The following is a 24,535-nucleotide window of genomic DNA, read 5'->3' on the forward strand; positions in this document are numbered from 1 at the left end:
CCGGTGAGGCCGGCCTGCGCTGACCGGCCCCCGGGTTGGCACGCCACCGCCCCGGTGCCCCGCCGCGCCGCCGCGGGCCCGGTCACCGTGGGCCGGCTCGGCTCACGGCTTCTTGCGCGGCTTCCCCCGTTTGGCCGGACGGCCGGAGTTCGAGGTGGTGCGGCCCCGGGCGGTGCGCCCCGTGGACTTGCCGCCCGTGGACCTGCCGCCCGCCCCCTTCGCGCCGGCTGCCGGCTTCTGCCGGGCCCTGCCCTGCTCCGCCTGCCCGCGCTTCTCCTCGGTGTCCGGCTTGGCCGCCGTACGGCCCCGGGTGCTGTTGACCGTGCGGCCGCGCACGATGCCGATGAAGTCCTCGACCAGCTCGGTGGTGGCCTCCTCCGGCCACGAGAGGGCGACGCTCGACTGGGGCGCGTCGACGACCGTCCGGTAGGTGAGGTCCTTGCGGTGGTGCAGACGGGCCAGCGACTGCGGAACGATCAGGAGGCCGACGTTCGCCGCCACCAGCTCCACGGCGTCCGCCGTCGTCGCCGGACGTTCGAAGGCGGGCTCGCCGGGCGGGCGGTCCCAGTCGAAGACGTCGTCGAGGGGGTGGAAGACCACCTCGTCGGCCAGGTCCGCCAGGGTCACCTCCTCGGCGGCCGTGATCAGGTGGTCCTTGGGGACGACGACGACCGTGGCCTCGGTGTAGAGCGGGATCGCGCTGAAGAAGGTGCGGTCGACGGGCAGCCGTACGAGCCCGGCGTCGGCGTCGCCCGCCCGCAGCACGTCCGACGCCTCGGTGGAGGGGACCTGGACGAGGGTGAGCGGGACGCCGGGCAAGCGCTCGTTCCAGATCCGCACCCATTTGGCGGGCGTCGCTCCGGGGACGTACGCGAGCCGGAACGACGGAGTTTCCTGCGAGCCTGTCACCAGGCCAGGCTACCGGCCGTGGTCGGCCGCGCGGCACGCGGCCGATACCCTTGACCTCATGAGTTCGCAGCAGAGCACCCAGACGATGAAGCCCGCGACCGCGGCGAAGAAGCTGGGTGTGTACCTCCCCGCCACCCCCGCCGAGTTCCAGGAGGGTGTGGTCACGCGCGCCGAGCTGAACGAGCTGCAGGCCAATCCGCCCGAGTGGCTGCGCGAACTGCGGCTCAGGGGCCCGCACCCGCGTCCGGTGGTCGCCGCGAAGCTGGGTGTCTCCATCTCCGGCCTCTCGCGCGGCGGGGTCACCGAGGCGCTCACCACCGACCAGATCGAGGCGCTCAAGGAGGAGCGGCCGGAGTGGCTGGAGAAGGAGCGCGCCACCCAGGCCGAGGTCCGCAAGGAGTCCGTGCGGATCAAGAACATGAAGAAGGAGAAGGAGAACGACGCCTGAGTCGTCGTCCGCCTCACCTCTGGTCGCACACCTCACCACCGTGCCCGCGTGGTCGACGAGCCCGGCACGCGCCCTGCCGCGACCGGTCGCGACCGGATCCCACCCTCCCCCACGTCGCTCTCCCCACGGCCGGGCGGCGTTGTCAGTGGGCTGCCCTACAGTTCCCGTCACTTGATCATTGCGGTGCGGGGAGGCACGTATGGGGTGGGTGTCGGCCGGTGACTACGAGGTCGCCCTCGACAGCGGGAAGGTGGTGTGCCGCAACGCGGCCGGACGACGGCTGAAGTCCGTGCCCGCCAAGCTCACCGACGACCCGGCGGTCGTGGGCCTGCGGCAGCTCGCCGAGTGGCTGGAGCGGCACGAGCGGCAGTGCCTGGCCGACGTGGAGCGGTGGATGGTCCGCTCGCTGCCGGTGCCGCTCGCCGTCGTCGCCCGCGTCTGGCCGGACCCGGCCTGGCAGGCGGCCCTGCGCGACCTGGTCGTCACCGGCGAGGACGGCCGGGTGGCCGGCTTCCTGCGCGACGCCGACCCCGAGCGCGGCCTCGGCCTCGTCGACCTGGACGGCGACACCGTCCGCATCGCCCCCGGCCTGGTCCGCGTCCCCCACCCGGTCCTCCTCGACGACCTGGAGGAACTGCGGGAGTTCGCCGTGGAGCTGGGCGTCGAACAGCGCGCCGGGCAGCTCTTCCGCGAGGTCTGGCGGCGCCCCGCCCAACTGGACCCCGAGGGCACCCAGGTGGAGGAGTACGCGGGCGGCTCGTACAAGGAACTGCGTTTCCTCCACGGCAGGGCCGCTCAGCTCGGCTACCGCGTGCGCGGCGGCCACGCCGTCTGCTCCGTCCTGGAGGACGGCCGCGGCACCGAGGCCCGCGTCTGGGTCGGCGACTACGACGGCTACGAGGAGACCGAGACCGGCCCGCTGGTGTGGACCGACCCCGCCGGACGCGCGCTGAGGCTCGGTCAGGTCGGCCCGGTCGCCTGGTCGGAGGGCATGCGCATGGCCGCGGCACTGTACGCCGGGCGGGACATCGAGGACGAGGAGCGTGCGGCATGACGGTCATCGCCGGGTACGACGGGACCACCGCGGCCGCGCTGCTGGACGCCGGCGCGATACTGCCCCCGGGCAGCACCGCGCGCGAGGACGCCGACGGCCTCACCGTGCGCACCTACACCCACCCCGCCCTGGACGACCGCCCGGTGGTGCGCCTGGTCCCGGGCACCCTCGGTGAGGCCGAGGACCTGGCGCTCGAGTTCCTGGGCCTCGCCCGCGAGCCGGAGGTGCCCGAGGTCGGACAGGTGCGCAAGGAGACGCTGGGCTTCCCGGCGTGGGCGCTGGTGAACGATCCGGCGAACGGGCACCACGCGCTCGCCCTGGTCAAGGACGTCGAGCGGCTCGCCCGGCAGGCCAGGTCACGCCCCGGCCACGCCAAGGACGGCTTCGAGGCGCTCGCCGAGCGGCTCGGCCGGGCCGTGCCGCACTTCCTGCCCACCTTCTACGAGCAGGCCGCGCGGGTCTTCCTCCAGCACGAGAACACCACCTACGCAGCGGCCTTCTTCGGCAAGGCCCGCGAGGCCGAGCGGGTGCACGCGCTCACCGTGGACGAAGAGCGGCAGCGGGCGGTGTTCCTGGAGTTCGCCTTCGCCGGGGCACTGACGGTCAAGGCCCTCAAGGAACACGTGAAGGACCTCGCCCGGCGCCTGGACCCGGTCGCCGCGTGGGCGCAGTTCCGGCAGCTCACGGTGGAGCGCTGCGCGGCCGGCATGCCGCCGTACGCCTCGCTGCCGCAGGACGCGCGCGGGCTGCTCAAGGCGGCGGGCCTGGACCGGGACACCGAGGAGTGCGCCCTGGTCGCCGACCTGATCGCCTCTCCCGCCGCCGTCCGGGCGCCCGCGTCCTTCTGGAACTCCTACCGGCCGGTCCTGCCGGTGCTGGCCCAGCGGCGGCCGGCCGTCCGCGCCCGGCTGCTGGAGATCATGCCCGCCGGTCTCGGCCGTGGCGTCGAGGACGACGAGTTCTGGCTGACCGTGCTCGCCGAGTGCGGCGCCGAGCGGCTGCTGACCGACGCGGACGCGGCCGGGGAGCACGGCGTCGACCCCGCCGACTGGCTGAGCAGATGGGCGTCGTTCCGCAAGCACGGCGGGTCCCACTCGCGCCGCTCGCCCGCCACCCTGGCGCTCGTCGGGCGAATGGCCCCGCACCTCAGGGCGGCCGGCCGGCCCGTGGACCTGTTCACCGGCCGCTGGCACGCCGGGGCCGACCTCGACCTGCTCGACCTGTGCGCGGCCGAGGGCGTCCCGCTGACGCTGCCGGGCCCGGGCGTCCACGTGCACCTGCCGCTCGCCGACTGGCTGAAGGACACCCGGACCGGCGCCCGTGACCTGGCTGCCGTCGCGGCCGAACCGCGCCTGCGGCGGCTGCTGCACCGGGCCGTGGACACGGAGTCCCAGGGCCGGCTCAGCGCCGACCTGCTGAAGGTCATGGCCGGCCACCCCGTTCTCTCCGGGGTGCTGCGCGAGTGGCTCGACGGGGCCGCCGACGGTTACACCCGTGCGGCCGCGCTGCCCGGCGCCGGTGCCGCCCTGGGCCGGCTGCGTCCCTTCCTGAAGGTCGCCCTCGACGTCAACCCGGAGGCGGTCGCCCGCATCGCCGGGCACCAGATCCCCCCGCTCCTCGGCCGCACCCTGCGCGCGGGCATCATGGACGAGCTGGGCTGGCCCGCCCTCGACGACGCGCTCGCCCTCCTCGACGGCGAGACCAGGAAGGGCGAGGACAACACCCTGACGATCCACGAGGCCTGGCCCGCACTGGTCCTGGTGCGCCGGCACAAGGCCGTCGTCGTGGGTCCGGAGAAGGTGCTGCTGGAGCACGACCTGCGGCTGCCGCACGAGCCGGACCGCTGGCAGCGCCCGCGGTTCCGGTACGTCGACGGCGAGCTGCTGGTGGTGTGGCGGCAGGGCAGCAAGCAGTTCGGCTACTGGTCGGCTCGCCCCGCCGAGGTGTTCGAGCTCGGCGGCGAGCAGCTTCCCGGCTGGTGGTCCAGCCACGAGGCCGAGACCGCCTCGATCCCGCTGCCCGGCGGCGGCCGTGCCACCGGCGGCCGCGCCCTGCACCCCGGTGACACCGTCCTGCCGCAGAGCCGCGCCGTCCTCGGCGACGGCACCACCTGCTGGCGCCAGGGCAGGCAGGGCCTGGAGACGGTGTGGCTGGAGTACGACCCGGCCACCGGTACCCACGGCCGTGCCTCGCTGCCCGCGCTGCTGCGCTCCGGCATCCGCGAGGACGCCTCCCTGCTGACCGGCAGCTGCGAGGTGCTGCCGCTGCAACCCGGCCTGGAGCACAGCCCGTTCGGCACCGACGGCCACGTCCTGGGCCGCTGGGTGCGCGGCGAGGGCGAGGGCGAGGGCGCCCGCAGGGTCGCCGGGACGCCCGACGGACGCACCGTCTCCATGCCGGCCTCGCACGACGGCCGGGCGGGCGCGGTACCGCTCGGGGCGCTGCGGCTGCCCGGTGCCGAGCCGGTCGCCGCGCAGATCATGCGCCAGGTCGGGCTGTTCGCCGCCGACGACACCTCCGCGGGCGGCGAGCTGGGCCGCGTCACGCCGGCCGAGCGCGGCGGCGAGTACGCCGCCGGCACCCGGCTGGTGCCCCCGCTGGCCTTCTGGCACGCGCTGCGCCCCCGGGACGAGCGGGGCTCGGCGACGCTGCGCGCGGTGAGCGACGAGCAGGCCGCCGAGCTGCTGCTGCTCACGGCGCGGGCCCTGGCCGAACGGCAGGAGGCGCTCGACCGCGCCGGTGACGACGAGGCCGCCAAGGCCGCCGTGCCGCCGGCCGACGAGGTCGCGCTCGCCGCCGTCACCCGGGCCCTGCCCGGCTGCGCCGACGGCCGGCTGCTCGCCGGCGTCACCTCCCTGGTCCGCGTGGCCCTGCGGGTCGTCCAGTCGGCGGCGGCCTTCGCGAAGCCGGCCGCCGAGGGCTCCCGCGGGCCGGGCGCCGAGGCGCGCGAGATGTTCGCCGACTACAGCCCGCGCCACGGCGACGACCGCACCCTGCACCAGGCGCTGTCCGGGATCGTCGGCCTGCACGGCTGGTGGTACGGCGAGCGCTGGAGCGTCCTGCGCCAGATACGGGCGGCGAACCACGTACTGTCCGGCAGGCCCGCCGAGGGCAAGCCGCTGCCCGACCGGCCGAAGCTCGCCGCCCTGGGCGACGGGTGGGTCAGCGACGAACACACCATCCCCGCCAAGGGCGTGGTCTGGCCGCCCGTCCTGGGCGTCCTGCGGGCCGTCGCCCTGCGCGCCACCTCGCCCGCCCTGCCCGACGACCGGCGCGAACCGCTGCTCCTGCTCTGCGAGGCGATCGCGGAAGGGCCGCTCACCGCGGCGGACGGGACCCTGCGCGAGATCGTGCTGAGCGAGCCGCACGACGAACAGCCGCGCACCGGCCAGGTGCTGCGCCGGGGCGGCCGTACGGTGATCGTCCTCGGCTCCGAGAGCGTCGACGGGCAGCACAACCGGGTGAACTGGCTGGCCCTCGACCACGATCCGACGGGCACGTTCGGCGCGGTCGCCCACTTCACGACGCAGAGCGAACGCCGGTACGTGCCGGGGATCTCCGCCGAGGATCTCGCCGGCCTCGCCCGGCTGGTCCGGGACAAGGGCGCCGCGCCCTGGCGGGCCGAGGCGCCCGAGGCCCTGGTGGCCGCCACGGGCGGCGGTCTCGGCCCGCAGCAGGCCACCGTGCTGCTGGCCGGGCTGCCGCAGTCGCCCGACGCCGAGGCCCTGGCGCTGCTCGGACTCAAGGCCCGGCAGGCCGAGTCGGCCCGGGCGCGGGTGACCGCCCTGGAGACCGGAGACCTCACGGCCCTGATGGGCGCCCTGCTGCCGGCCGACCCCGCCGCCTTGTGGACCACCGGACCGGACACCGCGGCCGCGGGCCGGGAATGGGCGCGGCGGCTCGGCTCGCTGGTCCGGGTGCCCGAGGAGGTCGGCGCCGATCTCGCGGCCATGGGCGCCAGGTACTCCGAGGACGTGCTGAACCCGGTGCTCACCCCGTGGCTGGCCCGGACCACTGTGCTGCGCCCCGGCCACGACGGCGGCCTCGTCTGGGCGGACCCGGAGGCGGTCCCCGGGCGGCACGACCTCACGAGCGCCGTGACCTCCCTGGCCGCACTCGCCTACGTGCTGCCCTACGGCCACCCGCTGCGCGCCCGGCTGCCCGAGGCGCTCGCCGCGCTGCGCCGCCGGACCGGCGACCCGGAGCTGCTGCTCGACCTGGACGTCGAGTGGACGGAGAAGGGCGGCTCGACGGCCGTCGAACTGCGCAAGGCCTACGGCCTCCCGGAGACCGGCGGCGGCGACGCGCACGGCTTCACCCGGCTGGGCGACGCGATCGTCCTGCGGCCCTGGTACCGCGACACCGAGACGGTCCTGATCCGCCCGGCCGCGCTCACCGGCCCGGACGACGCCGTCCTCGGGCTGCTCGAAGGGCTGCTCGGCCCGGGGCGCGGCCAGGGCCTGAGCATGCTGCGCACGGTCCTGGGCGACGAACTCGCCCGCACCGTGCGGGCCGGCGCCGACACCGACGCCCCGTCCGGGTACGCGCAGGACCCCACGGTGAGCGTGCCGGGCCTCGTCACCGAGGTCGCGTCGGCGCACCGCCTGGGCGAGGACGCGGCCGCGCTGTACCTGCAGCTGCTGGCGCTGCCCGATCCGACGGACCGCAACCGGGCGCGCTGGACCGGCTGGAAACCCGCACGGGCGAAGAGGGCGCGGACGGAGCTGGCCGCGTCCGGCCTGGTCGTGGAGGCCAAGCGGCCGCGCGCGGGGCGGAGCCTCTTCCTGCCGTGCGGCTGGCGGGACCTGAAGGCGCCCGCGCTGCCGGTGGAGACGTGGAAGGAGGGGCTGTACCCGGTGGCCGACCACCGGACCACCCTGCCCCTGCTGCCGGTCCCGGAGCTGTTCGCGCGCGCCTGGGACCGCGTCCGCGCCGGTGACGCCCCGGCCTACGAGGAACTGACCACGCGGGCGCCACGCCGGGGGCGGCGCCGATGAGCCCCGCTTCCCCGACCACCGTCCGCACCCGCTCGAAGGGCATCCGCCGATGACCGCCGTCCTCGTTCCCGACGCGACCCGCCAGATCGTCCCGCCCGAGGAGCGGTACGCGACCGAACTCGCCTTCCTCGCCGCGTACGACAGCGGCCCGCGGCCGCCCGCCTGGCGGCTCACGCCACGCGCCGTCGTCACCTTCGTCATGGGCAGCGGCGGACGGGCGCTGCGGCTGCCCGACGACGCCGAGGTGCCGGACGGGGTGCCGCGGCGGCTCGAGGTGGCGGGCAAGTTCGTCGGCGACCGGGCCCTGGTGGAGCGGTGTGTCGTCACGCTCGCCGGTGAGCGCGGCCTGCTGCTCGTCGGGGAGCCCGGCACCGCCAAGTCCATGCTCTCGGAGCTGCTGTCGGCCGCGGTGTGCGGGACCAGCGCACTGGTGGTGCAGGGCACGGCCGGTACGACGGAGGACCAGCTCAAGTACGGCTGGAACTACGCCCTGCTGCTCGCGCAGGGACCCAGCAGGCAGGCGCTGGTGCCGTCGCCGGTGCTCACCGCGATGTCCCGGGGCGCCGTCGCCCGCGTCGAGGAGGTCACCCGCTGCCTGCCCGAGGTGCAGGACTCCCTGGTGTCCCTGCTGTCGGAGCGGCGCATCGCCGTCCCCGAACTGGCGGGCACCGAGGACGGGCTGGCGCACGCGGCGCCCGGTTTCACCCTCATCGCCACCGCCAACCTGCGGGACCGTGGCGTCTCGGAGATGTCCGCCGCGCTCAAGCGGCGCTTCAACTTCGAGACCGTCGGCCCCATCGGGGACCTCGACGCCGAGACCGCGCTGGTGCGCGGGCAGGCCCGGGCGTCGGTGGAGCGGGCCGGGGCGCCCTTCCGGGTCGACGACACCGTGCTGGAGGCCCTGGTCACCGCGTTCCGGGACCTGCGCGAGGGCCGGTCGGCGGAGGGCTGGGAGGTGGAGCGGCCGTCCACGGTGATGAGCACCGCGGAGGCCGTGTCCGTCGCGGGCGCGCTGGGCCTGGCCGCCGCGTACTTCCCGGGCGACCGCGACGTCCTGGAGCTGCTTCCGGGGCATCTCCTCGGTGTCGTGCGCAAGGACGACCCGGCCGACGCGGCCCGGCTGCGCGGCTACTGGGACGGTCCCGTCCGGCGCCGCGCCGAGCAGGGCTCCGCCACCTGGCGGACCCTGTGGGACCTGCGCACGGTCCTGGAGGGCTGACGGCCGTGGCCCACGCTTCCCCCGAGGCCGCCGTCGCGGCCCTCACCGACCCGGCGGCGCCGTACCTCATCGGCGTACGGCACCACGCGCCGTCCCTGGCCGCGGCCGTCCCGGCACTGCTGGACGCGGCGAAGCCCGACGTCGTGCTCGTCGAACTGCCCGCGGAGCTGCAGGACTGGCTGCCGTGGCTCGCGCACGAGGAGACCCGGGCGCCGGTCGCCCTCGCCGCCGCGCCGACCGACGGGGTCGGCGGCCCCGCGTTCTACCCGTTCGCGGACTTCTCCCCGGAGCTGGCCGCGGTCCGCTGGGCGGCCCGCCACGACGTGCCGGTCGTCGCCTGCGATCTGCCGCTGGCGGACCGGGCGTGGGGCGGGGAGGCGGGCGGGGCCGGGGAAGCAGGGGGCCACGGGGACGCCCAGGGTCAGGGGGATCCGCACCACGCGGACCGCCCCGCGCCCACCGGGCACGCGGCCCCCGCGCCGGCGGATCGCGCCGGCGGGCTGACCTCCGCGCTGCGCGCGCGGCTGAGCGGCCGTCCCGGTGACGACCTGTGGGACCGGCTGGTCGAGGCGACCGCGCCGGGGTCTCCGCCGGAGGCGCTGCGCCGTGCCGCGCTGCTCACCGGATGGGCGCTGCGCCGGGACGCGGCGGACTCGGGCGGGGTCCCGGAGCTTGATCTGCGGCGGGAGTCGTGGATGCGGTCGTGCCTGGCGGCGACCACCGCGAACGGACAGCGGGCCGCCGTGGTGGTCGGTGCCTTCCACGCGCCGGCGCTGCTGGCTCCGGCCGACGGCGGGGCACCGGCCCACGGCGGGACACCGGCCGACGGCAGGACACCGGCCCACGACGGGACACCGGCCCATGGCGGCACAGCGGCCCACGGCGGGACACGAACCGGCGGCACGGTGTCCGACCGGAACGCCCCGGCCTGGACGACCTCGCTCATCCCCTACACCTACGCCCTGCTCGACGAGCGCTCCGGTTACCCGGCGGGCATCCGCGACCCCGAGTGGCAGCACCGGGTGCTGGAGGCCGCCGGTGACCCGGCCGCGCTGGAGGACGCGCTGACCGACGCTGCCGTAAGGGTGTGTGCGGAACTGCGCGGCCTCGGCCACCCCTCCGGGCCCGCGGACGCGCGGGAGATCGCCCGGCTCGCCGGTGATCTGGCCCGGCTGCGCGGGCTGCCCGCGGCAGGCCGGGGTGAACTGGTCGAGGCCGTGCAGACGGTGCTCGCGCAGGGTGAGCCGTACGGGCGGGGACGGGCCGTCGCGCGGGCGATGGAGCGGGTGCTCGTCGGCACCCGGGCCGGCCGTCCTGCGCCGTCGGCGCCGCGCAGCGGGCTCGCTCCCGCGGTCGAGGCCGAGCTGGCCGAGCTGGGCCTGCCCGGCCCGGCGGACTCGGGCGCCAAGGCCGCGCGCGACCTGCGCCTCGACCCGCTCCGCTCCGACCTGGACCGCCGCCGCGAACTCCTGCTGCGCCGCCTGACGGTGTGCGCGGTGCCGTACGCGGAGCCCAAGGATGTCGTCGGCGCGGGCGGCGCCGAGGCGCTGACGTCCCGCTGGGAGGTGCGCTGGACGCCCGCCACGGCGGCGATGCTCACGGCGGCGGGCGTAAGGGGTGTCACCTCCGCGCAGGCCGCCGAGGGCCGGCTGCGGGAGCGGCGGCGCGCCGAGCGGGACGAGGGCGGCCCCACGGCGGCGCAGGTGCTGCGCGGTCTGGAACAGGCAGCGGAGTGCGGACTGCCGGTGCTGACGGACGAGCGGCTGGCGGAGGCGGCGGACCTGCTGCCGGGCTCCGGCACCCTGCCCGAACTGCTCGCCGGACTCGCCCTGTCGGACCGCTTGCGGGCCGGTCATGTGCCGGGTCTGTCGGCCGACGCGGGCCATGACGCACGGGCGGCGGCCGTGGCCGAGCTGCTGACCACCGCCGCGGTGCGCCAGGTCGACGGCCTCACAGGATCCGAGGACCCCGTCGACGCCCACGCCCTGCTCGAACTCGCCCACCGGGCCGACGCGCTGGGCGGCATCCGGCTCGCCGACGCGCTGGCCCGGCTGGCCGACGGCGGTTCCCCGCTGATGCGCGGCGCGGCCGGAGCCGTACGCGTGCTGCTCGGGCACGAGGATGCGCGCGGTTTCGGTGACCGGGTGGCGTCCTGGGTGGACGGCGCCGGCGACGCCGCCTCCCGGTCGGCGCTCACCGCCCGGCTCACGGGAGTGCTGACCGCAGCCGGGCAGTTGCTGGAGTCGGCGGCGCCCGCGCTCGAACCGCTGCTCGCCCGGGTGTCCGGCCTGTCCGACCGGGACTTCCTGGACCGGCTGCCCGCTCTGCGGGGCGGTTTCGACACCCTGAGCCCGGCCGCCCGCGACCGGCTCCTGTCCACCGTCGAGGAGCGCCTGGACGCGCGCCGGTCGGTCGACACCGGCGACGTCGACCCCGTCGCACTGGCCACCTGGACCCGAGCCGACCTCGCGGCCCGGGACGCCCTCGCCTCCTGGGGGCTGCTGCCGGCGCCGGGGCGGCCGGGTGCCGCGCCACCCGACGCGGCCGGCCCGGCGGACGACCCCGGCCACCGGCTCGGACCCGCCGACCGCTGGCGCCTCGTGCTCGGCCGCCGCACCGAGCAACTTCCCTCCTCCGCAAGGCCGTTGGCGACGGCCCTGGACGAGCTGTACGGCGCCGGGCGCGGCGAGGGCAGCCGGGGCGACCTCACCGGCGGGGGCCGCGGCGGTGGCGGCCGGGAGGCGCCGTATCCCGGGGTGCGCGAATGGTCGGAGGAACTGGCGGCCCTGTTCGGACCTGACGTTCGCGAGGAGGTGCTGGCGGCGGCCGCCGCCACGGGCCGGCCGGACGTCTTCGCGGAGCTGGACCCGGACTCCGTACGGCCTTCCGTCGACCTGCTCCGCTCGGTGCTGCGGCACGCGGGCGGGCTGCCGGAGGCCCGGCTGGCCACGCTGCGCCCGCTCGTCCGGCGCGTGGTCGACGCGCTGACCCGAGAGCTGGCCACCCGGCTGCGTCCGGCACTGCACGGCACCGCCCTGGCGCGCCCGAGCCGCCGGCCGGGCGGCGGCCTCGACCTGCCCCGCACCCTGCGGGCGAACCTGGCGACCGCCCGCCGCGCCCCGGACGGCACGGTCCAGGTCATTCCCGAGCGCCCCGTCTTCCGCGCGCGGGCCCGCAAGGCGGCCGACTGGCGGCTGATCCTGGTCACCGACGTCTCCGGATCCATGGAGGCGTCCACGATCTGGTCGGCGATCACGGCCGCGGTGCTGGCCGGTGTGCCCACGCTGTCGACGCACTTCCTGGCGTTCTCCACCGAGGTCGTCGACCTGACCGACCACGTGGAGGACCCGCTGTCGCTGCTGCTGGAGGTCAGCGTCGGCGGTGGCACCCACATCGCCGCCGGTCTGCGGCACGCACGGGAACTGGTCACGGTGCCCTCGCGGACGCTCGTCGTGGTCGTCAGCGACTTCGAGGAGGGCTATCCCGTCGGCGGTCTGCTCGCCGAGGTCCGCGCCTTGGCCGGCGCCGGCTGCCGGCTCCTCGGGTGCGCGAGCCTGGACGACTCCGGACGCCCCAGGTACTCCACCGGGGTGGCGGCGCAACTGGTCGCGGCGGGCATGCCGGTGGCGGCCCTCAGCCCACTCGAACTCGCCCGCTGGGTAGGGGAGAAGATCGCATGAGCAGCCCGAGCCAGGACCCGCCGAGCGGGGTTCTTCCCCCGGTCGACCCGTCCGTGACCGCCGAACTGGTCGCGGCCCTCTCGCCCCGGCTGCGCAAGCGGCTCGACGCGGGCGTCGCCAAGCTGGCGGACCGCCCGGCCGTCCGCGACGGCGACACGGTGCGGATCGCCGTCGACGACACCATCGACGTCGAACTGCACGCGCCCGGCGGCAGGGTGAGCAGCGCGGACGCGGTCCGCTGCGGCTGCCTGCTGGCCCCGGACTGCCTGCACCGCGCCGCGGCCGCTTCGGCGGCCCCGATCGCGGACCTGGACCGTGAAACGGACCCGGCTCCGGGAACGGACCGGCACTCCGACGCCGACACGGCTCCGGGCGCGGACCGCGACTGCGAGACCCACGCGGCGCCGGGCGCGGGCTCGGCGACGGGCGCGGAGTCTGCTCCGAACCCGAACCCGAACCCGGACTCGGCCACGGAAGCGAAGGCCGCATCAAACGGACCGGCGGTCACCGTGGCGGCGGCCGGGACGGCGGAGCCCGAGCGGGCGACCGACGAGCGGGCGACCGCCGAGCAGTGTGCCGCCGCCCGCGCCGTGCACGACGCCGCGGCCGCCGTCCTGGAAGCCGGTACCGACGGTTCCGGCGCCGTGCTCCAGGCGGAGCTGCTGCGCGCCGCGCACACCGCCCGGCTCGCGGGACTCCCCAGATCCGCGGCCACGGCCGTCTCGGTGGTCACCGCACTCCGCGCGGCCCGTTCCGCCGACCCGGCGTACCGCCTCGCCGATCTCGTCGCCGCGCTGTGCGAGGTCCTGTCGGCGGCCCACCGCGTCCCGCACGCCGTGGGCGCCGAGCTGGCCGAACTGCGCGGCAGCGTAAGGCAGTCGTACCGCCCGGACGGCTCTCTTCGGCTGTACGGCCTCTTCTCCGAGCCGGTGCTGACGGCGAGCGGATACGCGGGCGCGGTCACCTGGACCGCCGACGCCAAGGGCCGTCTGTTCCAGGTGCCGGACGTGGCACCCGGCGGCGCGGGACGTGCGGTGGGCGCGGCCGACCGGGCCGTGCGCGTGGGCGACACGTCGCTGACGCACCGTGAACTGTCGCGTGCGGGACTGGCGGTGTCGGGGGCGACGGTGTCCCCGACGGGCCGGCTCGGCGCGGGTGCCGGGGTACGGGCGGTCCGCGCGTCCGGTGCGGATTGGCGCGCCGACCCCTTGGACCAGCTCTGGGCAGCGCCGCCCGCCGGGCAGGTGGCCCGCGCCCTGAGCGGCGGCCACGACCTGCTCTTCCTCGAGGTGACCCTCGGGGGCACGGTCCGGGAGGCGGCGGGCGACTGTCTGCTGGCCGACTGCGAGGGCGTGCCGTTGCGACTGGTCGCCGCCCACGACCATCCGGCGCTTCCCCACCGCGACAACCTCCGTCTGCTGGCCGCCGCCGGGGGCAGCAGGCTCCGGATCGTGGCCCGTCTGGTCCCGGCCCCGTACCCCCGGGCGCTGCTGCTGGCGGCCGAGCACCCCAGCGTTCCCGGCACCCGTGTCGACCTCGGGCTCGACCGGCTGCAGCACGCCGACCTGCCCGCCGCGCCCGTCACGTCGGCCGCTCCGGTCACCGTGCCCACAGCCGGGGAGGCTCCGGTGCACCTGCTGCGCCGGCGGGTGCATCAGGCGGTGTCGGGCGGCCGGCTGGTGCTGTCCTTCCCCGGAAACGCGGGGGCCGACGCCCGTCGGCTGGGTCGGCACGGTCTGGCGACGGCGGGTGACCTCCTGGGCGAACTCCACGCGGCCGCGGCAGAACGGGACCGCGACGTGTTCGGCCGGCTGCTGCCGGCCGACCCCGGCCGGTTCGCGCGGGCCTGGCTCGCCGCGGCCCGCTACACCGGCGAGTTGGACCGCGCGCTGTGCGCCGCGGCCTGGGGTTCGGGCACGGCGAGCGGCTGAGGGCAGGCGTACCAGGCTTCCGGAGACGCCACCACTCGCTCCATACGTAGTGGAGCCCGAGCCGCGCGGGCCGTGGAGCCGGCCCGCCTCAGCCCAGGAAGCTCAGCCGCACCTTGCGGTCGGGGTTGTCCCGGTTGGTGTCGACGAGGCACACGGACTGCCAGGTGCCCAGTTCCAGGTGGCCGCCGACGACCGGGAGGGTCGCGTGCGGCGGGACGATGGCGGGGAGGACGTGGTCACGGCCGTGGCCCTGGCTGCCGTGCCGGTGCTGCCAGCGGTCGTCCGCCGGGAGCAGGGTGTGCAGGGCGGCCAGGAGGTCGTCGTCGCTGCCGGCGCCCGTCTCGATGACGGCGATACCGGCGGTCGCGTGGGGCACGAAGATGTTCAGCAGGCCGTCGCGGCCCGCCGCCGCCTCGCGCAGGAAGTCCTCGCACTCCGAGGTCAGGTCGACGACCCGCTCCCGGGAACCGGTGGCGACGTTCAGCATCCGAGTGGTGAAGGCATCTGACATGCCCCCATCCTGACCCATGCGCCGGTCCTCACACCTGACGGCGCGGCCATGAACGCCGACTTGCAGGCCACCGATCGGAGTGTTTCGCTCCGTGGGACGAGGCCGGCACGTCGTCGCCTGAAGCGCCACCACCCGTGGCCACCCGTCCCACTCACCGGGCACCTCCTCGTCGACGACAACACCGTCCACGTGGAGACGTTGAGACACCGTTACGGTCCGCTTGGGGGCAAGCGGGTCATCGCGATTATGTAACGGGTATGTGTGCACTGCAGGGAAAATTTGTAAAGTGTTCAACTGATCGGGCCATGAGGCGTCCGAAGTTGCGCAGTGGGGGGTCACCACGTGAGTCAGAACCAGCCCGGTCCGCCGTGGTCCGTCCGCCCGCCGGAGCCCGTACCCATGCCTGACATCCGCCCGTTGCACAAGCGCAAGCGTGTGTGGGCCGGCGGGTTCACGCTGTTCGTCATCGGTGCCACGATCGCGAGTACGGGATCCAGCCAGGCCAGTTCCAGCGCCACCCCGCGCCCCGAAGTCACGGTCACGGCGACCACGACCGCGACCGCGACGCAGACGGCCGCGCCGGCTCCCACGGTGACCGTAACCAAAGCGGCCAAGCCGCACCCCACGGTGACCGTAACCAGAACGGTCAAGCCCGCGGCAACGGCGACACACCATGCGAGTTCGGGTTCCTCCGGCAGCGGTGGCAGCAACTCCTCGGCGAGCGGCTCCTCCGGCTCGGGGGGCGGAACGTCCCACCCGGCCGGGGCCACCGCCCTGTGCAACGACGGCACGTACAGCTATGCCGCCCATCACCAGGGCGCCTGCTCGCACCACGGCGGTGTTGCCGTCTTCTTCAGCTAGGAGACGCACGCGTGGCACGGCCGACCGAGTCGTGAGCGCAGCCGGCCGCGCCGTCACAGCAGGCGGGTACGGCTGCCCCGTCAGGCCCCGGATCACAGCAGCCCCCGGCCCCCTGCCCTTTCCTGAAAGTGACCCGCCCGATGCAGCCGTTCGAGGATGACGACACCCGTAAGGTGCAGACCGCCGTGGTCGGTCATCCCGGATCGGACGAACCCGTCTTCCTGCCCTTCGACCACGGCGAGTTCCCGGATTTCGTCTCCCGGTACCCGGACCGGGAGTTCTACTGCGGCTCATTGCTCGGCGGCTGCGGCAAGAGGCTGTCGGCCAAGCGCTGCACCAGTAAGAAGTGCCACTTCGCACACCACCCTCCCGTGCGGTGCCGACGTACCGCGAACAACGAGTCCAGCGCGGACCACCTCTACATCGGGCAGGCTTTCAAGCGGTGGCTTCAGCAGCAAGGACAGCTTGACGTCACCGTCACCTACGACCTGTTCGACGCCGGCTCCGGCGGCTGCATCACCATCTCCTTCGACCGGGACCGCCGTGTCGTGCGCGTCCAGTTGGACCGCATGGAGTGGAAATCCTGGCTCGCCGCCCGGAAGAACCCGAACCGGCGAACCCGTGGCAAGGCTGACTGGGTCTACGGTCCCGACAGCATGCTCGCCCACAACGAGGTCGACGCCGCGGGCTACGCGCTCCGGGTGCAGTGCCGTACGTCCGGAAGCACCCGCGAGGTGCAGATCGGAACGCAGGTCCCCGGGCACACCATCGAGTGGACGACGCTGGACCACTGCCGTCTTGCCGACGGGAAGATCGTCACCCCGTCCCTGGAGGAGACGGACGACGGCATCCAGGTGCGCAGCCCACGTCCCGCACCGGCCCCGACGTCGCCGGCTGCAGCCCCTCCAGCCACTACGCCCCCTGTGCCGCCTGAGCACGTTCGACCGGTCGCGTTCCAACTGGTGCCGGGGACGGTGGCGTTCACTGGCGCTGTCCCTGTCAATCAGGCCCACGACGAGCGGTGCCTCTACGACGCGGTCGTCCAGTCCACCGGGTTCGCGACGGCGCCGGCACGCATATCACTGCCCGCAGGAGCGGCCGTTCCGGACCACGACCAACTGTGGGTGCTGCTCGGCCCCGCGACGCTCCTGCCGCCCGTGCCCGGCCACAGCGACGAGCAGGCCGGCACGTGCGTCATCACGGCCCAGGGTATCGCCCGACTGGAAGGCACCGCGCAGGAGTTGTGGCCTGGCCTTCGTCCTCCCGGCTCAGCGACGGCCAAGGTGGCGGCCGCCCTTCCGTCTCCCAGGACCTCACGAGCCGTCGCCGACCGGGCTGCTCCGTCACCTGCGGCATCACCTGTCCCGGACTCCCCGCCTGCCCCCGCCTCCCCGTCCGGTCCGGCGGCTTCGTCGACGCCCGAGCCTGCGACACGGACACCGGCACCCCAGAAGACGCCGACAGCACATCAGAAGCAGCGGCCGTCGGTGAAGTTGTCCGGGGCCGAGAAGGAGGCCAGGGCGGCCCTGGACGCTCTACTGGACCAAAGCCGCGATGCGCGGGAGGCGGGCAACTGGGACGCGGTTCGGCAGACGGCGCGCTATCTCACCATGCTCCGGGACAACCCCACCGTCGGAGCAGCGATCAGAGGTGAAGCAGCGGCCGAGTACGACGTGTTGTCGAGGTGGACCAAGGAACGCACCGTCTCGGGCCATCATCTGGGTCTCCTGCTGCAAAGCCTCAGGGATGAAGGCGAGACGTTGCCACTTGCCGCACTGCGTCACCTGGTCGACGACGCCGAAGCGGAAGCGGACAGGCTGGACCGCTACCTCACCTCCGACGAGATCACCGAACTGGGCCGTTGGCGAGACGAATTGGCCAGGCGCTCGGGACGCCTCACCTTGGACGCCCTCGAGCGCCTCGGAGACCGGATGCGCCTTGTTCTCGAGTCATACGCCCGAGCCGGATCCACCGTTGCGTGGGCGGCGCTGTGCACCGAGGTGGGTGAGAGTCTGCGCGACCTCCACCCCGAGGACCAAGTGGAAGCTCTCGTCCAGGCGGAACGCGCCACGGCGGAGGACGAGCCCCCGCTCTCCGCCCTGGTCACCGACGACGACTCTCGCATGCACCCGTTCTATCCGCAGATCCTGGACTATCTGGACCGGCCCGTGCACGTGGAGGCCGGCCTGCCGGCGCAGTGGTCCGCCGACGTGCAGGAGCTGCACCGGATGTGGAGCCCACACTGAAAGTCGTGCAGGGAAGCTGGCTGCTGCTGTACAACGATCGCTATGAGCTGGGTGGCGAACGTGATGATTTCGGTCGACGCGGCCGACAGTGCAACCGTGGAGACGCTCAGCGAGTGGCTGCGGACGGATGCCCCCCGTCGTGCTCGGCCCGACGTCCACGGGGTCGGCTTCTTGAAGCTGCTCACCAGTCCTGAGAGCAACCAATGGGGCGGCTGGAAGCACCCCGAGTGCGAGGTGTGGGCGGGTGCTTTGAACCATGCCGACCTCGACGCCCTCAAGCAGCGTGTGTTCGAGATGCCGTGGCGTGAGCCGAACCAGGTGCAGCTCCTGGTCATGGATCAGGAGGAGGGGTTCTTCCGCATGTGGATGATCCGGGGCGGGGAACTGCGGCAGTTCGCACCGCTGCAGCCAAACGAGGAGGACGAGGGCTTCTACCTGGGCTGATCCCCCACATCTCTGCCCGATGGGTGCCGTAACAGTGCGTCGTGCGCCAGGACGGATCGTCCCGCGAGGGCCACGCCTACCGGGTGGCGGGAATCACCGGCCCCCGGGCGATCAGGACGTCGGCTTCGTGACGCCAGCCGAGGGGGGTGTAAAGGCGCTGGCCTTCCTCACTGGCGATGAGAAGACCGGTACGGGCGCCCTGGGCCACCGCGGCCTCCGCCAGAGCGCTCATCACGGCGCGGCCCAGGCCGCGTCGCCGGTGCGCCGCGTCGGTCTCGATGCGATCGGCGATCGCGTCGGCGCCGACCACGGCGATGGTGCCGCGCGCGGCCACTTCTCCGGAGGGGTCATGGAGGGAGACGACCGTGACGGGACCCTCGGTGCGGACCTCCCGCGCGTAGGGTGCGGCGGGCTCGTGCTGCGGGTGCTCGGTCAGATCGGTCGTCATGAGCCACTCGGACCGGTGGAGTACCTCCAGTCCGGCGGCGCCGACGACGGCTTCGACGGTGCCGGGGCGCAGCGTGGGAACCGTGAGCCAGGTGGTCTTCCCTGCGAGGGCGACGGCCGCCGCCAGCCGTGCCAAGGACTCGGGATCCTCGTCCGCACGCAGCGCGAACACCTCGACCTCGCGGCCGGGTTGGTTGCACGTGGACCGCAGGCCGTCCCCGGCGGACTCGACCGGCTCGGCCGCGGGCAGGGAGCGTGCCACGGTCCAGCCGTTCAGCCAACGTCGTATCAGCTCTGAGTCGATCTTCGTCATCCGGCGATTAGAGCATGGGGTAGCGGCTGAGAGCAGGGCTACACGTGAAGTGTCATGTCCATGAAGTGGGCCTGACCGCCGCCAGGCTCCCCCGGCCTGAGGATTAACCCCCATGAACTTCTCGCCGACTGTCACGTCACGCACCGTGCGTTCGGTCGTGCAGGCCGCGTTCCGCCTGGTGACCGGCTTCCTGTTCGCCTGCCACGGCGCGGCGTCCATGCCGAGACCTGTCCGAGTGCCCACCGGTCCACGGCTCTGATCGACGTCTGCCGACGCTAGGGCATGCTCGTACCGCGCCGTCCCCACGACCCGTGTCTACGCCGGCTGCGCTGATCGACTCGGTCACAGGGGCCGAAAAGCCCCGACCCCGGTCCGTACGGCCCGTTGGTGCGGGTGCCCGGGGGCGCGCACGCTTGGATCGGCAGCCCGTGAAGGGAGCAGGTGCGATGACTTCCGCCACCACTGTCACCACGGCTCTTGAGCCCGTACATCGCGAGCGGCTGATGCGCCTCGCCCGTGAGATCTCCTTCGACGCCGGCGCCCGCTTGTTCGAGGAGGGTCACCGGGCCGATCGCTTCTGGATCGTGCGCACCGGCACCGTCGCCCTCGACCAGCACGTGCCCGGCCGCCGCCCCGCCGTCTGCGCCGCCGACGCCGGGTTCGGCCGGGCGACAGCGGTGTGGGTGGGCCGTGTGGTCGCTCAGCGGCTGCACGCCTCGCGCGTGCGACTGCTCGACCTCTACGCCCCGTACGGCAGCGGCAGCCTGACGTGACCGCCCGGACACTCCGGCCGACCGGTGAAGAGGAGAAGACCATGGAAAGCAGCCCGCACCGGGTGGACGACGTCATGACGCGGGCCACCGTGGCGGTGGGCCGCAACGCCCTGTTCAAGGACATCGTCGAGCGCATGGAGCGGTGGAAGGTCAGTGCTCTTCCCGTGCTGGAGGGTGACGGCCGGGTGATCGGGGTGGTCTCCGAAGCCGATCTGCTCCCCAAGGAGGAGTTCCGGGACAGCGATCCTGACAGGCTCACCCACATGCGCCGGCTGCCCGACCTCGCCAAGGCCGGGGCGGTCCGTGCCGAGGAGCTGATGAGTACGCCGGCCGTCACCGTCCACGCGGACGCGACGCTCGCCGAGGCGGCGCGCATCATGGCGCTGCGGCACGTCAAACGGCTGCCCGTGGTGAGCTCCGAGGGAGTCCTCGAAGGTGTGGTCAGCCGTGGCGACCTGCTGAAGGTCTTCCTTCGCCCGGACAACGACCTCGCCGACGAGATCCGCCGCGACATCGTCGACGTCCTCTTCCCGGCTCCCGTCGAGCCCATACACATCAGGGTCACCGACGGAATCGTGACCCTCACCGGACGCGTCGGGGACCCGGCCCGGATCCCGTTGGCTGCGCGATCGGTCCGAGGCGTGGAGGGTGTCGTGGGCGTGGACTGCCGACTCACCGCGGCCGACGTGGCATGACGGCTCTGCTCCCCCCTCCCCGTCCCCTCGGGCCGTCAGGCTGGGGCCGGCCTCTGTCCGCCGGACCGGTGGGGGTCGGAGTCCGGACGCAGAGGCGGCCGCGACAGCTCACAGCGCACGTCCACTACACCGGGCACAGCCCGCGCGAGGCGGACGGCGAGCGGGAACCCGGTGCGGTCGACGACCGGCGGTCGCTTGACCCTGTCGCGCGCCTTGATGCGCGCAGCGCGGGCGAGGCTGACGTCGGGCGCCACCGTCATGGCCGGAGTGGTCATCAGGTCTCCCGCGGTGACCGCGTCCGCCCTGTGGGCGTCGGCGAAGCTCCCCTCCCGCCCGTGCAGGACCCGGCCGTCCTCGCCGAACGCTTCCTTGGGCGGCAGGTCGGCCTCGGAGACCAGGCCGAGGACACGTCCGTCGTCGTCGACGTGGACGAGCCCGGCCAGAGGCAGGTCGGCAAGGACGGCGGCGATGGCGGCGAGTCGTCGCGGGCCCGCTTCGAGGGAGTGGGCGCCCAAGCGCGGCCTGGGCGCAACCGGCACGTCTGCGGAGCGGAGGTCAGCTGTGCGCCACGATCGCGACGGGAGCGGCGATGTGGTGCAGGGCGGAGTGGGCGACATGACCGATTCGGGCACCGAACGTCCTGGTGCGGATGCGCCGGCCGACGACCACCAGGGAGGCGTCACGGGAGTCGTTGACGAGAACCTGCGCGGCACTGCCGCACCGGCTCGCCTCCATGACCTCGACGTCCGGGAACTTCTGCCGCCAGGGACGCAGCACCTTGCCCAGGAGCGCGGCCTGCCCACGTCCGAGCGAGTCGTAGAGATCGGCGTCGCCGGCGAAACGGTAGAAGGAGGTCGGCGGCTCGGGCCAGGCGTGCACGACCCGCAGGGAGGCTTCGCGCCGCGCGGCGGCGTCGAAGGCGAACTCCAGCAAGGTGTCGTCCGCCTGGTCGATGTCGAGCCCCAGGACCACGGGCCGGAAGGGTGCCGCGGCGGACGGGATACCCGCCGGATCGTTCTTGTGTTCGTCGGCGGCCTGCTCCCCCGCCCGTACCAGAACCACCGGCCGCTCGGCGCGGGCGACCACGCCCAGACTCACCGAGCCCACCATGAATCCCTCCAGCCGCCCGAGCGCCCGCGACCCCAGTACCAGCAGATCGGCGAAGCCCGCCGCCTCGCACAGCAGGTCGGCGGGCGTCCCGGTCAGTTGCTCGGTGGACACCTCGATGCCCGGGTGACGAAGCCGGATGCCGTCCGCGCACTCGCTCGTCACCTGCTCCGCCCACTGCCGGTAGGTGCCGGGATCCAGCAGGGGTGTCCGCGCCACGAACCTGGGAGTCGGCTCCGAGACGTACACGATCTTGAGGGGCAAACTGCGCAGGAGCGCCTCTCGCGCCGCCCACTCGGCTGCGGCCCGGCTCTCGGGCGAGTCGTCGACACCTACGGTGACGGTGCGGGACATGACCTCCACCTCCCACGGCAAGGGTTCCGACACCAGCGTGGCGTCGTGGTGCGGCGGGGATCAGGGGCCACACGGCCCCATCGGGGGTCCGACCGACCCTGTGCGGCCGGATAGCCGCTCGGGGCGCCGGAGGACCGGACGGCCCTGGCACCGCTGCTTCCCCCCGGCGCACTCTGGAAGAGGCCGGACACCTCATCGAAGCCTTTGCGGAGTCACCATGTGCGCGACCCCCTACATCGTCAGCGACGTGATGACCCAGACGGTCGCAGCGGTCGGCTGCCGTGCTCCGTTCAAAGAAATCGTGCAGCTGATGCAGGACTGGCAGGTCAGTGCCCTGCCCGTGATCGAGGGTGAGGGCAGGGTGGTCGGCGTGGTGTCGGAGGCCGACCTGCTGCCCAAGGAGGAGCTGCGCGACGACCCCGACGCGGGCCACCTCCAGCTGCGACAGCCCGTCGACGTGGCGAAGGCCGCCGCTCTCACGGCCGGCGACCTCATGTCGTCCCCCGCCGTCACGGTCCGGGGCGGCGCCGCCCTCGCCGAGGCCGCGCGCATCATGGCGCACGAGGGAGTCAAGAGGCTGCCCGTGGTGGACGACGCGGGGCTGCTGGCCGGTCTCGTCAGCCGGGCCGATCTCCTCAAGGTCTTCCTGCGCGACGACGAGGACATCGCCGAGGAGGTGCGGCGCGAGATCGCCTCGCACCTCTTCCCACCGCCGTCGTCGGCCGTCCACGTGGACGTACAGGACGGGGTCGTGACACTCACCGGCCGACTCGCCGACACCGCCCTCGTCCCCGTCGCGGCCCGCCTGATCAGAGCCGTCGAAGGGGTGGTCGACGTGCAGTTCGACCTCGCTCACCGCACCGCTGCGCGGTGACCGGCGGCGATGTCCAACCGCACGGGGATCGGGGGCCGGTCGGCCCTGGTGCGCCCGACGGCGACCGGCGACAATCGGCCCCTGGAGCAGTGGGCAGTCCGCCCTCGTCCACGAAGCGTGGAGCCACCATGGCCGGGATGCGCACCTACAGCGAGCAGGAGCCGATCCGGGTCTTCCTGCTCGACGATCACGAGGTCGTACGACGTGGTCTCGCCGAGCTCCTCGACACCGAACCCGACATCACCGTGGTCGGCGACGCGGACACCGCGGCGCACGCGCTGGTCCGGGGCCCCGCCCTGCGCCCCCACGTGGCCGTCCTCGACGTCCGGCTGCCCGACGGCGACGGCATCTCGGTCTGCCGGGAGCTGCGCGACCGCATGCCGGAGCTGGCGTGCCTGATGCTCACCTCGTTCGACGACGAGGAAGCCCTCCTCGACGCCATCATGGCCGGCGCGTCCGGATACGTGCTGAAGCAGATCAAGGGCTCGGACCTGGTGTCCGCCGTGCGCACCGTGGCCTCGGGGCAGTCCATGCTGGACCCGGCGACGACCGCCCGGCTCATGCGTTCCCTGCGCGCGGAACCGGCCCGGGCCCCTTCCGTGCCGACCGAACTGGCGGATCTGTCTCCCCGGGAACGGGACATCCTGACGCTGATCGGCGACGGCCTGACCAACCGCGAGATCGGCAAGCGACTCTACCTGTCGGAAAAGACCGTGAAGAATCACATCTCCCGGCTGCTGACGAAGCTCGGGGTGCAGCGCCGGGTCCAGGCGGCCGTCCTCGCCTCCCACCTCGACGAGCAGAATCCCGGCGACCAGCGGGACGTCGGCCTGCGCGATTCGCCCCGCGCCGGGAACCACCTCGCCCGGTGATCCGGTGACGGCGGCGGCATTCAGCTGCGCGCTCCGCGTCCTGCACGGTCACGGCCCCACCGTGCAGGTCGGCCAGTGGACGGACTCACCCCGGGGACCCACCCGTGCCGCACAACTCATCGGGGCCGCAGTGGAGTGTCACTCGTCCGCGCCGCCGAAGGTGACGGCGAGCAGCCGTCCGCTGAGGCTGGGACCTGACAGAAGCGCCACACACGCGCCGCTGACGAAGAGCGAGGGCACCTCCGTATGTCACACCACGCCACGACAGCGCCGGAGGCTGCCTGGTCGGCCAGGTGGGCGGGCGCCCTGCTGTGCCTGGCGGTGGCCGCCATCCACGTCGTGGACCAAGGCGGCGTCGTGACGACGAGGGACCCCCACTACATCGGAGTCGCCTACCACGTCCTGGAGATCGCGGGCGTCGTCGCTGCCGTTCTGCTCCTCATCGGCCTCGTCCGACCGGGATGGGCCCTGGCAGCCGCGGTCGCCGTCGGCCCGCTGCTGGGCTACATCCTTTCCAGGGGGCCGGGGCTGCCCCACTACAGCGACGACATCGGCAACTGGACGGAACCGCTCGGGCTGACCAGCCTGGCCGTCGAAGGAATCCTGCTCCTGCTGTCGGTGCCGCTCTTCCTGCGGAGCCTGCGCCGCAGGCCCTGCTGACACCCGGCTCGTACCCGCCGGAACGCTGGTCGAACACGGCGCGCTCCGTGTCTCCGGGCACTGATCCGGCCCCTGCCGGCGAAGGGCCGGCAGGCCCTCCGCGGGGACCATTGGCCCCTGGCAGGGCATCGCTCACGATG

The 24,535-nt window shown here is 74.0% G+C and carries 19 protein-coding genes; 14 read left to right on the top strand and 5 right to left on the bottom strand.

Translation table 11 applies throughout. From position 1 onward, the window contains the following. Window positions 1–102 precede the first annotated feature (102 nt). On the bottom strand, window positions 103–909 hold the full coding sequence (locus tag B446_RS05645; RefSeq protein ID WP_043474826.1) for a LysR family substrate-binding domain-containing protein: 807 nt from the start codon (window positions 907–909) through the stop codon (window positions 103–105). Between the two features lie 58 nt (window positions 910–967). Here B446_RS05645 and B446_RS05650 point away from each other — a divergent pair, with 58 nt between their 5' ends. The 6 genes from B446_RS05650 (at window position 968) to B446_RS05675 (ending at window position 14,238) form a co-directional block, all read left to right on the top strand. Beyond that, window positions 968–1,357 (top strand): DUF5997 family protein, encoded by a 390-nt coding sequence (locus B446_RS05650; RefSeq protein ID WP_043474829.1) that lies wholly within the window; start codon window positions 968–970, stop codon window positions 1,355–1,357. A gap of 199 nt (window positions 1,358–1,556) precedes the next feature. Then, window positions 1,557–2,411, top strand: coding sequence for a DUF4132 domain-containing protein (locus B446_RS05655; RefSeq protein ID WP_020938455.1), 855 nt, complete (start codon window positions 1,557–1,559; stop codon window positions 2,409–2,411). Window positions 2,412–2,416: 5 nt separating this feature from the next. Further along, a complete protein-coding gene (locus B446_RS05660; RefSeq protein ID WP_106960662.1) occupies window positions 2,417–7,408 on the top strand; it encodes a hypothetical protein in 4,992 nt (1,663 codons plus the stop codon). Between the two features lie 49 nt (window positions 7,409–7,457). Further along, window positions 7,458–8,627 (top strand): ATP-binding protein, encoded by a 1,170-nt coding sequence (locus tag B446_RS05665; RefSeq protein WP_020938456.1) that lies wholly within the window; start codon window positions 7,458–7,460, stop codon window positions 8,625–8,627. Window positions 8,628–8,632: 5 nt separating this feature from the next. Next, window positions 8,633–12,307 carry a vWA domain-containing protein gene (locus B446_RS05670; protein ID WP_020938457.1) on the top strand — a complete coding sequence of 1,225 codons (3,675 nt, stop codon included), beginning with the start codon at window positions 8,633–8,635 and terminating at the stop codon, window positions 12,305–12,307. Continuing rightward, window positions 12,304–14,238, top strand: a complete 1,935-nt coding sequence (locus tag B446_RS05675) for a hypothetical protein (protein ID WP_020938458.1) — start codon at window positions 12,304–12,306, stop codon at window positions 14,236–14,238. The genes B446_RS05670 and B446_RS05675 overlap by 4 nt, the downstream gene beginning before the upstream one ends. Window positions 14,239–14,326: 88 nt before the next feature. Here B446_RS05675 and B446_RS05680 read toward each other — a convergent pair whose 3' ends face one another. Continuing rightward, window positions 14,327–14,749 (bottom strand): secondary thiamine-phosphate synthase enzyme YjbQ, encoded by a 423-nt coding sequence (locus tag B446_RS05680; RefSeq protein ID WP_020938459.1) that lies wholly within the window; start codon window positions 14,747–14,749, stop codon window positions 14,327–14,329. Between the two features lie 399 nt (window positions 14,750–15,148). Here B446_RS05680 and B446_RS36855 point away from each other — a divergent pair, with 399 nt between their 5' ends. The 3 genes from B446_RS36855 (at window position 15,149) to B446_RS05695 (ending at window position 18,300) form a co-directional block, all read left to right on the top strand. Then, window positions 15,149–15,610, top strand: a complete 462-nt coding sequence (locus tag B446_RS36855) for a DUF3761 domain-containing protein (protein ID WP_078614643.1) — start codon at window positions 15,149–15,151, stop codon at window positions 15,608–15,610. Window positions 15,611–15,750: 140 nt separating this feature from the next. After that, window positions 15,751–17,856: a competence protein CoiA family protein gene (locus B446_RS05690; RefSeq protein ID WP_020938461.1), complete on the top strand. Its 2,106-nt coding sequence runs from the start codon at window positions 15,751–15,753 to the stop codon at window positions 17,854–17,856. A 42-nt stretch (window positions 17,857–17,898) separates the two neighbouring features. Continuing rightward, window positions 17,899–18,300: a hypothetical protein gene (locus tag B446_RS05695; protein WP_020938462.1), complete on the top strand. Its 402-nt coding sequence runs from the start codon at window positions 17,899–17,901 to the stop codon at window positions 18,298–18,300. 76 nt (window positions 18,301–18,376) lie between these two features. On the opposite strand, the gene B446_RS05700 is transcribed toward B446_RS05695, so the two are convergent. Next, window positions 18,377–19,060, bottom strand: coding sequence for a GNAT family N-acetyltransferase (locus tag B446_RS05700; RefSeq protein WP_020938463.1), 684 nt, complete (start codon window positions 19,058–19,060; stop codon window positions 18,377–18,379). 446 nt (window positions 19,061–19,506) lie between these two features. Here B446_RS05700 and B446_RS05705 point away from each other — a divergent pair, with 446 nt between their 5' ends. Both B446_RS05705 and B446_RS05710 read left to right on the top strand, forming a co-directional pair. Next, on the top strand, window positions 19,507–19,833 hold the full coding sequence (locus tag B446_RS05705; RefSeq protein WP_043474838.1) for a hypothetical protein: 327 nt from the start codon (window positions 19,507–19,509) through the stop codon (window positions 19,831–19,833). A 41-nt stretch (window positions 19,834–19,874) separates the two neighbouring features. Further along, window positions 19,875–20,528: a CBS domain-containing protein gene (locus B446_RS05710; protein ID WP_020938465.1), complete on the top strand. Its 654-nt coding sequence runs from the start codon at window positions 19,875–19,877 to the stop codon at window positions 20,526–20,528. 35 nt (window positions 20,529–20,563) lie between these two features. Here the strand turns inward: B446_RS05710 and B446_RS36030 are convergent, their stop codons facing one another. Further along, complete coding sequence (locus B446_RS36030) at window positions 20,564–21,043, bottom strand: CBS domain-containing protein (RefSeq protein ID WP_020938466.1); 480 nt, start codon at window positions 21,041–21,043, stop codon at window positions 20,564–20,566. 40 nt (window positions 21,044–21,083) lie between these two features. Then, window positions 21,084–21,989, bottom strand: coding sequence for a universal stress protein (locus B446_RS05720; protein ID WP_020938467.1), 906 nt, complete (start codon window positions 21,987–21,989; stop codon window positions 21,084–21,086). Between the two features lie 217 nt (window positions 21,990–22,206). On the opposite strand from B446_RS05720, the gene B446_RS05725 reads away from it, so the two are divergent. The 3 genes from B446_RS05725 (at window position 22,207) to B446_RS05735 (ending at window position 24,395) form a co-directional block, all read left to right on the top strand. Then, window positions 22,207–22,863, top strand: coding sequence for a CBS domain-containing protein (locus tag B446_RS05725; protein ID WP_020938468.1), 657 nt, complete (start codon window positions 22,207–22,209; stop codon window positions 22,861–22,863). A 128-nt stretch (window positions 22,864–22,991) separates the two neighbouring features. Continuing rightward, window positions 22,992–23,735 (top strand): response regulator, encoded by a 744-nt coding sequence (locus B446_RS05730; protein ID WP_020938469.1) that lies wholly within the window; start codon window positions 22,992–22,994, stop codon window positions 23,733–23,735. A gap of 246 nt (window positions 23,736–23,981) precedes the next feature. Continuing rightward, the gene (locus tag B446_RS05735) at window positions 23,982–24,395 is read left to right on the top strand and encodes a hypothetical protein (protein ID WP_020938470.1); all 414 of its coding nucleotides are present in this window, start codon (window positions 23,982–23,984) and stop codon (window positions 24,393–24,395) included. Window positions 24,396–24,535: the final 140 nt, after the last annotated feature.

This window comes from Streptomyces collinus Tu 365 (assembly GCF_000444875.1).
Taxonomy (GTDB): Bacteria; Actinomycetota; Actinomycetes; order Streptomycetales; family Streptomycetaceae; genus Streptomyces; species Streptomyces collinus_A.

Excerpts from the sequence above, each read along its gene's own strand:
- B446_RS05675 (WP_020938458.1), top strand. The coding sequence starts at position 12,304 with ATGAGCAGCCCGAGCCAGGACCCGCCGAGCGGGGTTCTTCCCCCGGTC.
- B446_RS05690 (WP_020938461.1), top strand. The coding sequence starts at position 15,751 with ATGCAGCCGTTCGAGGATGACGACACCCGTAAGGTGCAGACCGCCGTG.
- B446_RS05695 (WP_020938462.1), top strand. The coding sequence starts at position 17,899 with ATGAGCTGGGTGGCGAACGTGATGATTTCGGTCGACGCGGCCGACAGT.
- B446_RS05710 (WP_020938465.1), top strand. The coding sequence starts at position 19,875 with ATGGAAAGCAGCCCGCACCGGGTGGACGACGTCATGACGCGGGCCACC.
- B446_RS05705 (WP_043474838.1), top strand. The coding sequence starts at position 19,507 with ATGACTTCCGCCACCACTGTCACCACGGCTCTTGAGCCCGTACATCGC.
- B446_RS05725 (WP_020938468.1), top strand. The coding sequence starts at position 22,207 with ATGTGCGCGACCCCCTACATCGTCAGCGACGTGATGACCCAGACGGTC.
- B446_RS05735 (WP_020938470.1), top strand. The coding sequence starts at position 23,982 with ATGTCACACCACGCCACGACAGCGCCGGAGGCTGCCTGGTCGGCCAGG.
- B446_RS05730 (WP_020938469.1), top strand. The coding sequence starts at position 22,992 with ATGGCCGGGATGCGCACCTACAGCGAGCAGGAGCCGATCCGGGTCTTC.
- B446_RS05700 (WP_020938463.1), bottom strand. The coding sequence starts at position 19,060 with ATGACGAAGATCGACTCAGAGCTGATACGACGTTGGCTGAACGGCTGG.
- B446_RS05680 (WP_020938459.1), bottom strand. The coding sequence starts at position 14,749 with ATGTCAGATGCCTTCACCACTCGGATGCTGAACGTCGCCACCGGTTCC.
- B446_RS05655 (WP_020938455.1), top strand. The coding sequence starts at position 1,557 with ATGGGGTGGGTGTCGGCCGGTGACTACGAGGTCGCCCTCGACAGCGGG.
- B446_RS05650 (WP_043474829.1), top strand. The coding sequence starts at position 968 with ATGAGTTCGCAGCAGAGCACCCAGACGATGAAGCCCGCGACCGCGGCG.
- B446_RS36855 (WP_078614643.1), top strand. The coding sequence starts at position 15,149 with ATGCCTGACATCCGCCCGTTGCACAAGCGCAAGCGTGTGTGGGCCGGC.
- B446_RS05720 (WP_020938467.1), bottom strand. The coding sequence starts at position 21,989 with ATGTCCCGCACCGTCACCGTAGGTGTCGACGACTCGCCCGAGAGCCGG.
- B446_RS05665 (WP_020938456.1), top strand. The coding sequence starts at position 7,458 with ATGACCGCCGTCCTCGTTCCCGACGCGACCCGCCAGATCGTCCCGCCC.